Here is a 13038-nt window from a genome sequence, read left to right on the forward strand (position 1 = left end):
GGGCAGATCTGTTGGCCATCACCGGGCAGCTTTACTGGCCCACAGCGGGCACATCAACTGGCCGCCCGTGGGCAGAACCTAATGGCCATTGACAACGGCAGGCTCCCGCGCTCGGTTTCCCGCCATGTCATGCCGTAAACCGCGCCACGGAGCATGAATAGACGTCATGGGAAACAGGCGGCGAGCGTATGGGACTCAAGAGATGGCCGGCCGGGAAGCGGCAACCAAGCAACGCGACGGACACCGATTTTCCCGCAGGTCATGTCACACAGAACGCCACGACATATGAACTGATAGCAGCCGAAAAGGTCCAGGAGGGTGAGCAAAATGCAGGTCGACCATGCACCCGTGGACAGAGTGTTGACAATGTCAACACCTCTTTGGCCGGACAATCGCGCGCTGAGCGCCCCATACCTGGCCCGCAAGAGACAGCTATCCGACGAAGATCCTGGAAGCCAGGTTCGCCTTGCTCATGTCGTCAACACAACATCTAGCTATGAATGAGTGATGGCCAACCACGGCCACGACAACCAACCAGAAAAGAGGACGGATCACCCCACAACCCAGCAGGCGGAGGGCCCACCAGCCAAGACCCTGAACGCGCCACCCCCACAAGTTCACAGGCCACCGCGGCGCCAGGCACAGACCGCGGCCAGAGTCAGAGGGACCCGCGGAAGGTCAATGTCAACACATTAAAAGCAAAACCCCCTCTGACGAGGGGGAATGCGTGCCCGAGGTGGGACTCGAACCCACACACCTTTCGATACCGCATTTTGAGTGCGGCGCGTCTGCCAATTCCGCCACTCGGGCGCGGAATACGCGATGCAAACCGGTACGCCCACAGCTGATTGTGAGCAACGCGATCGCTTCACGTACGCGGAATTACTCTACATGCAGATAGGCTAAATTCCAGAATCGCGCCGCTGACGCCGCAACAGACCATGCAGTTCAAAGTACGGCCGCGGGCGCACCTAAAATGGTGATGTTCCCGCCGTACCTTTCCAAGGAGATCCCGTGACTGAACAGACGGAGTCAAAACCCACGTCCCAGCCGGCGCGCCGCGTCATTGTGGCCGAGGATGAAACCCTCATCCGCCTAGACATCATCGAAATCCTGCGCGGTGAAGGGTACGACGTTGTAGGCGAAGCAGACAACGGCGAGAAGGCCGTGCAGCTCGCCGAAGAACTCAAGCCCGACCTCGTCCTCATGGACGTCAAGATGCCCGTCATGGATGGCATCACCGCGGCCGAGAAGATCGTCAAGGCCCGCATTGCCCCCGTGGTCCTGCTGACGGCGTTCAGCCAGAAGGAACTGGTGGAGCGTGCCCGCGACGCCGGCGCCATGGCTTACGTGGTGAAGCCCTTCACCCCCGCCGACCTTATTCCGGCCCTGGAGATTGCACTCTCCCGCCACGAGGAGATCAAGGCCCTCGAAAGCGAAGTGTCGGACCTGCAGGAGCAGTTCGCCACCCGCAAGCTCGTAGAGCGCGCCAAGAGCCTGCTCACCACCAAGATGGGCCTGACGGAGCCGGAAGCATTCCGCTGGATCCAGAAGACCTCCATGGACCGCCGGCTGAGCATGCGCGAAGTCGCCGAGACCATCATCAACCAGGTCAACTAAGACTCAAAGCAAAGGAAAAGGACCCCTGCCAACTGGCAGGGGTCCTTTTCCTTGTCCAACCGCGGTGGTTGAGCCTGCTTGGTTTCGACAGGCTCAACCACCGAGCAAATTCGCTAGGACGTCGGCCAGGGGCCGAGCTTCTCCCGGGGAGCACTTTCGCTGCTGTCGCCCAGGCTGCCGGCGTCTGCAAAGTCGCCCACCCTGTGTGCCTTCAGCGAGTTGGTGGAACCTGCCTTTCCGGGAGGGGAACCGGCGGCGATGACCACGAGGTCGCCGTCTTTCACCAGCTTCATCTCAAGCAGGCTGCGGTCAACCTGTGCGGTCATCTCGTCGGTGTGGCCCACCATGGGAACCAGCACCGGCTGGATGCCCCAGGTCAGCGCCAGCTGGTTCCACACGTGCTCCAACGGAGTGAACGCGAATACCGGCCTGATGGGGCGCAGACGCGACAGGCGGCGCGCCGAATCGCCGGACTGGGTGAAGGTACAGATGTACTTTGCGTCCAGCTGGTCGGCGATTTCGACGGCGGCGCGGGTGATGGCGCCGCCACGGGTCTTGGGTTTGGTCCCCAGCGGCGGAACGCGTTCCAGGCCATGAACCTCGGTGGATTCGATGATCCGTGCCATAACCTTCACGGTCTCGATCGGGTACTTGCCCACGCTGGTCTCGCCGGACAGCATCACTGCGTCCGCACCGTCAAGGACGGCGTTGGCGCAGTCAGAGGCCTCCGCGCGGGTGGGGCGCGGGTTGTCGATCATGGACTCAAGGACCTGCGTGGCCACAATGACCGGCTTGGCCCAGCGGCGTGCCAGTTCAATGGCTCGCTTCTGCACGATCGGCACTTCCTCGAGGGGAAGTTCCACACCGAGGTCGCCACGGGCCACCATGATGGCATCGAACGCGTCGATGATTTCGTGGAGCTGCTCCACGGCCTGCGGCTTTTCGATCTTGGCGATGACCGGCACGCGGCGGCCTTCTTCATCCATGATCTCGTGCACCCGGGTAATGTCCGTTGCGTCCCGGACGAACGACAAGGCAACCATGTCAACACCGCGGCGCATGGCCCAGCGGAGATCGTCCTCGTCCTTTTCGCTCAGTGCCGGAACGTTGACGGCAACGCCGGGCAGGTTGATGCCCTTGTTGTTGGACACCATGCCGCCAACGGTTACCACGGCGACAACCTTGACGTCGTCCACCTCGATGGCGCGCAAGGCCACCTTGCCGTCGTCGATCAGCAGGGCATCGCCCACGTTGACGTCTTCGGTGAGGCTCTTGAGCGTCGTGGAGCAAATCTCCTTGGTGCCCTCAACTTCTTCGGTGGTGATGGTGAAGATGTCGCCCTCGGAGAGGGCATGGGGGCCGTCCACAAAGCGGCCCAGGCGGATCTTCGGGCCCTGCAGGTCAGCCATGATGGCCACCGGCTTGCTCAGCTGCGCCGCAGCCTTGCGGACATTCTCGTAGGTGGTGTCGTGCACGGAATAATCGCCGTGGCTCATGTTCATCCGGGCCACATCCACGCCGGCTTCCAACACCGCCAAGGTGTTCTCAAAGCTGGCAATTGCCGGGCCAAAAGTGGCCACAATCTTAGCGCGTCTCATATACCTACCCTAATAGTGTGCTGCATTGGTTAAGTCGTAGTGGAGATGAATCCCCGGCGAACTGACCGTGCGTCAGAGAACGGCGATGGCACGGTCCGTCGGAGCGACCGGCGCCGGCAGGATGGTGCTGCCCATGAGGAACTTGTCCACCGCGGCAGCGCAGGCGCGCCCCTCGGCGATAGCCCACACAATGAGCGACTGCCCGCGGCCCGCGTCACCGGCCACGAAGATTCCCTCGGTGTTGGTCATGTAGTACCCGTCGCGGGACACATTGCCGCGGCCGTCGAATTCGGCGCTGACCTGCTCGGTGATGCCCGCAGGCTCGGCTCCGGTGAAGCCCAGGGACAGGAAGACCAGATCCGCCGGGACAACCCGCTCGGTGCCAGCCTTGGGGAGCCGCTTGCCGTCCACGAATTCCGTCTCGGCAACCTTGACGCCGGTGAGCTTACCGTTCTCGCCCACGAACTCGACAGTGGAGGCGAGGTACGTGCGTTCGCCACCCTCTTCGTGCGCACTGGCCATTTCGAACAGCGTGGGGAACGTCGGCCACGGCTGGTGTCCGGCGCGTTCTGCCGGCGGCTGCTTGCCGATGGCCAGCGTGGTCACCGATGCGGCACCATGGCGGTGCGCGGTGCCGAGGCAGTCAGCGCCCGTGTCGCCGCCGCCCAGGATCACCACGTGCTTGCCCTTGGCATGGATCTGGTTCTCCACGGCCTCCCCCGCGACAACGCGGTTGGCAGGCACGAGGTAATCCATGGCGTAGTGCACGCCGTCAAGGTCGCGGCCCGGGATGGGCAGGTCACGTGGCACGGTAGCGCCGGTGGCAACCACGACGGCGTCATACCGGCGGCGCAGCTGCTCCCACGTCACATCGGTACCCACGGCAACGCCGGTGCGGAAGCGCGTGCCTTCCGTCTTCATCTGCTCGATGCGGCGGTCAACCTGCTCCTTTTCCATTTTGAAGTCGGGGATGCCGTAGCGGAGGAGCCCGCCGATCTTGTCGTCACGCTCGTAGACGGCCACGGTGTGGCCCACGCGGGTCAGCTGCTGCGCCACGGCCAGGCCGGCAGGTCCGGAGCCAACCACGGCAACCGTCTTTCCGGTCAGGCGCGTCGGCGGCAGCGGGGTGACCCAGCCGCTGTCCCAGGCTTCGTCGATGATGGAGACTTCAACCTGCTTGATGGTTACCGCAGGCTGGTTGATGCCCAGCACGCAGGACGCCTCGCAGGGCGCGGGGCACAGCCGGCCGGTCCACTCGGGGAAGTTGTTGGTGGCATGCAGCCGCTCAATCGCTTCCTCGCCCTTGTCACGCCAGGTGAGGTCGTTCCACTCAGGAATCAGGTTGCCCAGCGGGCAGCCCTGGTGGCAGAACGGAACGCCGCAGTCCATGCAGCGGCCGGCCTGGGCCTTCAGGACACCCTTTTCCTGGGCCTCGTAAACTTCCTTCCAGTCCATGATGCGGACCGGAACGGGACGCCGTGGCTGGGTTTCACGCTGTCGTACTTTAAGAAATCCGCGTGGATCAGCCACCGGTCACCTCCAGGATTCGAGCCCATACTTCTTCGCCATCAGGGTCAAGGCCCTCTTCGATCGCGTCAAGACGGGTTTGCAGGACTGCCGCGTAATCGCGCGGCAGCACTTTGGTAATGCGGGCACAAGTGTCGTCGAAATTCTCCAGCAGCCGGGCAGCGTGCAGCGATTCGGTTTCCTCAACGTGCTTCACCAGCAGGCCGTGGACAATGTCCCGGTCTTCGGCGTCGAGTTCCATGAGCTGGAGTTCGCCGGACTGCAGGGCGTCCTTGTTGACCCGCGTGGTCCGCAGGTCCAGCACGTAGGCGGTACCACCGGACATGCCGGCACCGAAGTTGCGTCCCGTGCGGCCGATGATCAGCGTCTGGCCGCCGGTCATGTACTCGCAGCCGTGGTCGCCGATGCCTTCAACGACGGCGGTGGCGCCGGAGTTGCGGACCAGGAAGCGTTCGCCCACCTGGCCACGCAGGAACATTTCGCCGCTGGTGGCGCCGTAGCCGATCACGTTGCCGGCAATGACATTGCCTTCGGCCTTGAACACGTTGGTGCGGTCCGGCCTGACAATGATGCGTCCGCCGGAAAGCCCCTTGCCCACGTAGTCGTTCGAGTCGCCGAACAGGCGCAGCGTGATGCCGGCGGGCAGGAAGGCGCCCAGCGACTGTCCTGCCGTGCCGGTCAGGGTGATGTCAATGGTGTCCGGTGCCAGGACATCCGTGCTGAACGTCTTGGTCACGGTGTGGCCCAGCATGGTACCCACGGAGCGGTCGGTGTTGATGACGTCCACCGCGATCTTCACCGGGCTGCGGTCGGTCAGGGCCTCCGTGGCCATGCTGATCAGCCGCTGGTCGAAGTGCTTGTCCAGCTCGTGGTTCTGCGAGGTGAGGTTGCGCAGCGGAGCGTCGTCGTCGAACTCAAGACCGTGCAGGATCGGGTCCAGGTCCAGGCCGTCGGCCTTCCAGTGGTTGATCGCCTCGCGGGCGTCCAGCACCTCGGCGTGGCCGATGGCCTCCTCGATGCTCCGGAAGCCGAGCTCCGCGAGGATCTCGCGGACTTCCTCGGCCAGGAACTCGAAGAAGTTGACTACGAATTCCGGCTTGCCGGTGAAGCGCGCACGCAGTTCGGGGTTCTGCGTCGCAACGCCCACCGGGCAGGTGTCCAGGTGGCAGACGCGCATCATGATGCAGCCCTCCACGACGAGCGGAGCGGTGGCGAAACCAAACTCCTCACCACCGAGCAGGGCAGCGATGACAACGTCGCGGCCGGTCTTGAGCTGGCCGTCCACCTGCACCACCACGCGGTCGCGCAGGCCGTTGAGCATCAGTGTCTGCTGGGTCTCTGCGAGACCGAGCTCCCACGGCACACCCGCGTGCTTGAGTGAGTTTAGCGGGGACGCGCCGGTTCCGCCGTCGTGTCCGGAGACAAGTACGACGTCGGCCTTCGCTTTGGTAACACCCGATGCCACAGTGCCGATCCCCACTTCGGAGACGAGCTTGACGTGGACGCGGGCCGAGGGATTGGCACGCTTCGCATCGTAGATGAGCTGTGCGAGGTCCTCGATCGAGTAGATGTCGTGGTGCGGGGGCGGCGAAATGAGCCCGACGCCGGGCGTCGAGTGGCGCGTCCGGGCAACCCAGGGGTACACCTTCTGCGCCATCAGCTGGCCGCCTTCGCCGGGCTTGGCACCCTGCGCCATCTTGATCTGGATGTCATCGGCGTTGGTCAGGTACAGGCTGGTAACGCCGAACCGTCCGGAGGCGATCTGCTTGACGGCAGAACGGCGCTTCGGATCCAGCAGGCGGTCCACGTCCTCGCCGCCTTCACCGGTGTTGGACTTGCCGCCCAACTGGTTCATGGCGATCGCGAGGGTCTCGTGGGCTTCCTTCGAGATGGACCCGTAGCTCATGGCGCCGGTGGAGAAGCGCTTCACGATGCTGGAGACGGGCTCCACTTCCTCCAGCGGAACCGCTGGACGCTCATTCTTGAACTTGAGCAGCCCGCGCAGGGTCATCAGGTTCTCGGACTGGTCATCCACGCCCCTGGTGTAGGACTTGAAAATGTCGTAGCGGCGCTCACGCGTGGCGTGCTGCAGCCGGAAGACAGTCTCCGGGTTGAACAGGTGCGGCTCGCCGTCGCGGCGCCACTGGTATTCGCCGCCGCCCAGAAGAGGGCGGTGCGGCTGCTCGATGCCGCCTTCCGGGTAGGCCATCTGGTGCCGCGCCGAAACCTCGGCCGCGATGACATCCAGGCCCACGCCGCCCAGCTGGGAGTGCGTGCCGGCGAAGAACTCGTCCACCAGCTCCTGTCCGAGGCCCAGGGCCTCGAACGTCTGCGCGCCGGTGTACGACGCCACCGTGGAGATGCCCATCTTGGACATGATCTTCAGGACGCCCTTGCCGAGGCCCTTGATGAGGTTGTAGACACCATCCTGCGGGGTAACCCCCACAACGTCGCCGCTGGAAATCAGCTGCTCCACGGATTCCATGGCGAGGTACGGGTTGACTGCGGATGCGCCGTAGCCGATCAGGACAGCCACATGGTGCGTCTCGCGGACGTCGCCGGCCTCAACCACCAGGGCGGTCTTGGTGCGGTTGGCGCTGCGCAGCAGGTGGTGGTGCACGGCGCTGACCAGGAGCAGCGAAGGAATCGGTGCCCACTGCGCGTTCGAGTCGCGGTCGGACAGCACAACGTACTGCACGCCGCGGTTGATGGCACCGGAGACCTGCTCGCAGATTTCGGTGAGCCGGGCACGGAGTGCAGATTCGCCGCCTTCGGGGCGGTAGAGCCCGCGCACCTTCATGGCCACCTTGTCGCCGTCGGGCGTCTCGATGTTGGCGATCTTGGCGAGCTGGTCGTTGTTGATCACCGGGAACGGCAGCGAAACCTGTGGCTGCCGGACCTGCTTGGTGTCCAGCAGGTTGCCGTTGGGACCGATGGCACACATCAGGGACGTGACCAGTTCCTCGCGGATGGCGTCCAGTGGCGGGTTGGTGACCTGTGCGAAGGACTGCACGAAGTAGTCGAAAAGCAGGCGGGGGCGCTTGGACAGCACTGCCACCGGGGTGTCGGAGCCCATGGCGCCCAGCGGTTCGGCCCCGGTGCGGGCCATCGGGCCAAGCAGGATCTTGAGCTCTTCGGTGGTGTAACCGAAGGTCCGCTGGCGGATGTTCACGGACGCGGCCGTGTGCACTACGTGCTCGCGCTCGGGGAGGTCCTTGAGGTCGATCAGGTTGTCCTTGAGCCACTCGGCCCAGGGGTTCGCGGCAGCAACCTCGGCCTTGACCTCTTCATCGTCGATGATGCGGCCGGCATCGGTGTCCACAAGGAACATCTTGCCCGGGGAAACCCGGCCCTTCTTAACCACCTTGGAGGGTTCGACGTCGATCACGCCCACCTCGGAGGCAAAGACGATCAGGCCATCCTCGGTGATCCAGTAACGTCCGGGGCGCAGGCCATTGCGGTCGAGCGTGGCCCCGACCAGGTTGCCGTCGGTGAAGGACACGGCGGCGGGGCCGTCCCACGGCTCCATAAGCAGCGAGTGGTATTCGTAGAAGGCCCGCCGTGCCGGATCCATGGTGGCGTGGTTTTCCCAGGCCTCGGGGATCATCATCATGATCGAGTGCGTGATGGGCCGGCCGGAGAGCCAGAGCAGCTCGGCTACCTCATCGAAGGATGCGGAGTCGGAGGCACCGGGCGTACAGATGGGGTACAGCTCTTCGGGAGAGTCCCCCAGCAGCGGGTTGGCGAGCTGGGACTGGCGGGCGCGCATCCAGTTCCGGTTGCCCTTGACGGTGTTGATTTCACCGTTGTGGGCGATGGTGCGGAACGGCTGGGCCAGCGGCCAGGAGGGGAACGTGTTGGTGGAGAAGCGCGAGTGGACAATGGCCAGCTTGGTCTTGAAGCGCTTATCGGAGAGGTCCGGGTAGAACGGCTCCAGCTGGGCAGTGGTGAGCATGCCCTTGTAGACGATGGTGCGGGAGGACAGGGACGGGAAGTAGACACCGAACTTGTTCTGGGCGCGCTTGCGGATCCGCCAGGCCCGTGAGTCGAGCTCATTGCGGTCCAGCTTCTCGCCGGTTGCGGAGGCAAGGAATGGCTGGGAGAAATACGGCATGCAGGCGCGGGCCATGGCACCTACGAGGTCTGCCACGATGGGCACTTCGCGCCAGCCCAGGACGGTGAGTCCCTCATCGGCGGCCAGGCCTTCGATGCCGGCCTTGGCGGCATCGGCTTCGCGCTGCTCGGACGGCAGGAAGGCGGTGCCGGCCACGAACTGGCCGGGCGCGGGGAGTTCGAACTCTGTGACGGCGCGGAAGAATTCATCCGGGATCTGCATCAGGAGGCCTGCACCGTCGCCGGTGCCTTCGTCGGCGCCCACAGCACCGCGGTGCTCGAGGTTGCGCAGGGCGGTCAGTGCGGCGTCGACAATGTCGTAGCCGGGCTCACCACGGAGCGTGGCGATGATCGCAAGGCCACACGCGTCTTTCTCGTTTTCTGGGTTGTATAGACCCCGGGCCTCCGGCAGCGCAGCGAAACGCTTAAAGGGAGAGACGGGGCCGTCAGATCCTATTTTTTCGGACCAGCGTGGGCTTTGAAGATGGGTCATTGAAGACGTCCTTCCTCGAGATCGTACGTATGGAAGGGACACCGTTGGCCCCACTCTCCGCGCCTGTGTGATGGGCACAACAAAGTGTTATTTACTGGAAATTGTAGGCCAGACAGGCCTGCTGAACGAAGAGTTACGCAGGCCTCTGACCCGGGCTTGACCGGCCAGCAAGTCTCTGCTGTCCGGGCGGGCCCTGTTGCCACGACGCTGTGGTGTGTGGGCGCTCCGAGCGGTGACTCTGCTGCCCTGCCGTGCTGGCGTCCTACTTGCTTGTGCCAGCCTCCGGCGCGGATTCCGTTGCCTGGTGGCGGGAATTTCCGGTCTCCGACGCGTCAGTAACGGGCTTGTTGCCGCTCATGGACGCCGGTTCCTCTTCCGTTGGGGTGGAAGGATGTCCGGAACCATTTTGGATATCTGGCAGATTATCACGCGATTCACTATCTGAGACACGGGAATCCGTATCGCGGACACCGGGGCTTGGTGCCACTGCATCAGCCCCGGCGACTTCCCGGGCCTCTTCCTTGGCCTCGTCCTCGGCTTTATCAGCACCGGGACCGCGGCCCTCCAGGTAGGGGGTGTCCGGCTCGGGCCGGCCCTTCATCCCCACCAGGATGAACACCACCAGTGCTGCGATGAACACAAAGATGCTGGTCCAGACGTTGAGCCTGGTGGTGATGCCGAACAGGTTGATCTGCTCGGCCTCGTCGATGCGCATCGCTTCGATCCATACCCGGCCCAGCGTGTAGTACATCGCATAGAGCCAGAACAGCCGTGCCCGCCGGAAGTTGAACCGCCGGTCCAGCGCCAGCAGGATCAGCACGCCTGCGATGTTCCACAGCGACTCGTACAGGAACGTGGGGTGGAAGAGGGTGTCCGCCGGCATGCCGGCGGGAAAGTTGGGGTTGTTCGCGTCGATCTGCAGGCCCCATGGCAGCGTAGTAGGGCTGCCGAAAAGTTCCTGGTTGAAGTAGTTGCCCCACCGGCCCACCGCCTGGGCCAGCAGGAGGCCCGGTGCCGCGGCGTCCAGGAAAGCCGTCAGCTTCACGCCCGCACGCCGGCAGCCGATCCAGGCGCCCAGGACACCCAGGACAACAGCACCCCAGATGCCCAGTCCGCCACGCTGGATCTGCGGGATCAGCCAGAGGTCGCCTGTCCCGTCGAAACCCGGCCCGAAGTACTGGTCCGGTGAGGACACCACGTGGTAAAGCCGTCCGCCGATGATGCCGAACGGGATCGCCCAGATGACGATGTCCCACACGCTGCCTTCGGGCGCACCGCGCCGGGCCCACCTGACGGAGGTGAGCCACAGGCCCACCATGATGCCCGCAAGGATGCAGAGGGCATACGCGTGGATCCGCAGGGTCCCCCAAGGCAACGGGATGTCAAAGCCGGACCAGTCCGGGCTGGGGATGCTGGCCGGCACCAGGGTGGCGGCCTGAAGGAGGATCTGCATGGTGGCTTAGGCTACTTCCCTGGCGAGGCCGGCGCTGAGATCCCGGGTGAGGTCTGCGACGGCGGGAACGCCGCCGTCGCGGATTGCGGCAACCAGCGCCGTGCCCACGATGACACCGTCGGCGTAGGCTGCGATCTCGCGGACGTGCCCGGCGTTGGACACGCCGAGCCCCACGCAGACGCGTTCGGCACCGGCAGCATGGGTATCGGCAACGAGCTGTTCAGCGCTGCTGCTGACATCCTGGCGGGTGCCCGTGACGCCCATGATGGAGACGGCGTAAACGAAGCCCCGGCTTGCCTTCACGGTCATGGCCAGGCGCTCGGGCGTGGAGGAAGGTGCCACGAGGAACACCCGGTCCAGGCCGTACTTGTCCGACGCTGCGAACCATTCTGACGCCTCGTCCGGGATGAGGTCCGGAGTGATGAGCCCCGCTCCCCCGGCCTCGGCCAGCCTGCGGGAAAACTCGTCCACGCCCATCCGGAGCACAGGGTTCCAGTATGTCATCACCAGCACGGCCACGTCGGTGGCCGCCGTAATGCCGGCCACGACGTCGAAAACGCTCTCGACCCGGAAGCCGTTGGCAATGGCCTCGGTGGTGGCCGCCTGGATGACGGGACCGTCCATGACCGGGTCTGAATACGGAATGCCGATTTCGATCAGGTCGGCGCCGTTCTTCGCCATGGCGATGCCGGCGTCGATGGTGGCCTGGACGTCGGGGAAGCCTGCCGGCAGGTAGCAGACCAGGGCGGAGCGCCCGGCGCCGCGGGCACGGTCGATGGCGGCGGCGGACTTGCTGGCCGTCTGTTCAGTCATCAGTGGTCCTCGGTGTTGTCTGCGGCAGTGTTATCTGCGGGGGCGCCGGTAGCGGGAACGGCTTCAGTTTCTGCCCGGTCGGAGGGGCCCTTGGGCTTGCGGGTGGAGAGGTTGGTCCCCTTGACCTTGCCCTCCTCGTCGAGCATGTCGAACCATTCCGCAGCGGTCTCCACGTCCTTGTCTCCGCGGCCGGAGAGGTTCACGATGACCACCGTTTCGGACGGGTTGGCGCTGCCTTCGGTCAGGCGCTTGCCCACCTTGATGGCTCCTGCGAGGGCGTGTGAGGACTCGATCGCAGGGATGATGCCCTCCGTCCGGCACAGCAGCTTGAACGCGTCCATGGCTTCGCTGTCCGTGATGGGCTCGTAGGTGACCCGCCCGATATCGGCCAGGTACGCATGCTCGGGGCCGACGCCCGGGTAGTCCAAACCTGCGGAGATGGAGTGGGACTCGATGGTCTGCCCGTCGTCGTCCTGCATGAGGTAGGAACGCGCACCGTGGAGGACGCCGGGCTTGCCGAGCGTGATGGTGGCGGCGTGGCGCCCTGTCTCGACGCCGTCGCCGCCGGCCTCGAAGCCGTAGATCCTGACGCCGGGGTCATCCAGGAAGCCGTGGAAGATGCCGATCGCGTTGGAACCGCCGCCAATGCAGGCAACGACGGCGTCGGGCAGCTTGCCGGTCTGCTCCAGGATCTGGGCACGGGCTTCCTCGCCGATGACCTCGTGGAAGAAGCGGACCATGGCCGGGAACGGGTGCGCGCCGGCTGCGGTGCCCAGCAGGTAATGCGTGGTGTCAACGTTGCTGACCCAGTCCCGGAGGGCGTCGTTGATGGCGTCCTTGAGGGTCTGTGAACCGTTGGTCACGGGGACCACTGTGGCGCCAAGCAGCTGCATCCGGGCAACATTCAAAGCCTGGCGGCGGCAGTCTTCGGCGCCCATGTAGACAACGCATTCGAGGCCGAGGAGGGCCGCGGCGGTGGCGCTTGCCACGCCGTGCTGCCCTGCACCGGTCTCCGCGATGACGCGGGTCTTGCCCATGCGCTTGGCCAGCAGGGCCTGCCCCAGCACGTTGTTGATCTTGTGGGATCCGGTGTGGTTGAGGTCCTCCCGCTTGAGGAAGATCCGGGCCCCGCCGGCGTGCTCGGAGAACCGCTTGGCCTCGGTCAGCAGGGAGGGCCGGCCGGAGTAGTTCTTGTTCAGCTCTGCGATCTGGGCAAGGAAGTCAGGATCGGCTTTGGCCTTTTCAAACGTGTCCTCGAGCTCGTCCAGGGCGGCGATCAGCGATTCTGGCATCCAGCGTCCGCCGTAGCCGCCGAAGTAGGGCCCCGGGGCGTGCTTCAGCGAGCCGCCCTGCAGGAATGCCTCCGCGGCGTTGTTCTCAGCGTTCTCTGAGGATTCAGCCATCAGTCCCGTCCTGTTCCA

7 protein-coding genes and 1 tRNA gene are annotated in these 13038 nt (G+C 64.7%); 1 reads left to right on the plus strand and 7 read right to left on the minus strand.

What is annotated here, in order from left to right; translation table 11 throughout:
• Positions 1–728: 728 nt before the first annotated feature.
• A tRNA-Leu gene (locus J2808_RS18950) sits at positions 729–810 on the minus strand.
• Positions 811–1014: 204 nt separating this feature from the next.
• Between J2808_RS18950 and J2808_RS18955 the strand changes: the two genes are divergently transcribed.
• A complete protein-coding gene (locus tag J2808_RS18955) occupies positions 1015–1620 on the plus strand; it encodes an ANTAR domain-containing response regulator (protein ID WP_309819760.1) in 606 nt (201 codons plus the stop codon).
• Between the two features lie 113 nt (positions 1621–1733).
• Here J2808_RS18955 and pyk read toward each other — a convergent pair whose 3' ends face one another.
• The 6 genes from pyk to trpB all read right to left on the minus strand — a co-directional run bounded on the left by pyk (position 1734) and on the right by trpB (position 13020).
• Positions 1734–3218, minus strand: coding sequence for a pyruvate kinase (gene pyk / locus J2808_RS18960; RefSeq protein WP_309819761.1), 1485 nt, complete (start codon positions 3216–3218; stop codon positions 1734–1736).
• Positions 3219–3290: 72 nt separating this feature from the next.
• Positions 3291–4748 carry a glutamate synthase subunit beta gene (locus J2808_RS18965; RefSeq protein WP_309819763.1) on the minus strand — a complete coding sequence of 486 codons (1458 nt, stop codon included), beginning with the start codon at positions 4746–4748 and terminating at the stop codon, positions 3291–3293.
• Positions 4741–9351: a glutamate synthase large subunit gene (gene gltB, locus J2808_RS18970; RefSeq protein ID WP_309819765.1), complete on the minus strand. Its 4611-nt coding sequence runs from the start codon at positions 9349–9351 to the stop codon at positions 4741–4743. The genes J2808_RS18965 and gltB overlap by 8 nt, the downstream gene beginning before the upstream one ends.
• A gap of 262 nt (positions 9352–9613) precedes the next feature.
• Positions 9614–10804: a prolipoprotein diacylglyceryl transferase gene (gene lgt, locus J2808_RS18975; RefSeq protein WP_309819767.1), complete on the minus strand. Its 1191-nt coding sequence runs from the start codon at positions 10802–10804 to the stop codon at positions 9614–9616.
• 6 nt (positions 10805–10810) lie between these two features.
• The gene (gene trpA / locus J2808_RS18980; RefSeq protein WP_309819769.1) at positions 10811–11617 is read right to left on the minus strand and encodes a tryptophan synthase subunit alpha; all 807 of its coding nucleotides are present in this window, start codon (positions 11615–11617) and stop codon (positions 10811–10813) included.
• Entirely contained in the window at positions 11617–13020 is a 1404-nt protein-coding gene (gene trpB, locus J2808_RS18985; protein WP_309819770.1) for a tryptophan synthase subunit beta, read from the minus strand. Before trpB ends, trpA begins: the two co-directional genes overlap by 1 nt.
• Between the last annotated feature and the right edge of the window lie 18 nt (positions 13021–13038).

This window comes from Pseudarthrobacter sulfonivorans, from assembly GCF_031454915.1.
GTDB classification, from domain to species: domain Bacteria; phylum Actinomycetota; class Actinomycetes; order Actinomycetales; family Micrococcaceae; genus Arthrobacter; species Arthrobacter sulfonivorans_C.

What these genes read in the sequence shown, in the direction of transcription:
- pyk (WP_309819761.1), bottom strand. Translation starts at nt 3,218, where the DNA reads ATGAGACGCGCTAAGATTGTGGCCACTTTTGGCCCGGCAATTGCCAGC.
- trpA (WP_309819769.1), bottom strand. Translation starts at nt 11,617, where the DNA reads ATGACTGAACAGACGGCCAGCAAGTCCGCCGCCGCCATCGACCGTGCC.
- lgt (WP_309819767.1), bottom strand. Translation starts at nt 10,804, where the DNA reads ATGCAGATCCTCCTTCAGGCCGCCACCCTGGTGCCGGCCAGCATCCCC.
- gltB (WP_309819765.1), bottom strand. Translation starts at nt 9,351, where the DNA reads ATGACCCATCTTCAAAGCCCACGCTGGTCCGAAAAAATAGGATCTGAC.
- trpB (WP_309819770.1), bottom strand. Translation starts at nt 13,020, where the DNA reads ATGGCTGAATCCTCAGAGAACGCTGAGAACAACGCCGCGGAGGCATTC.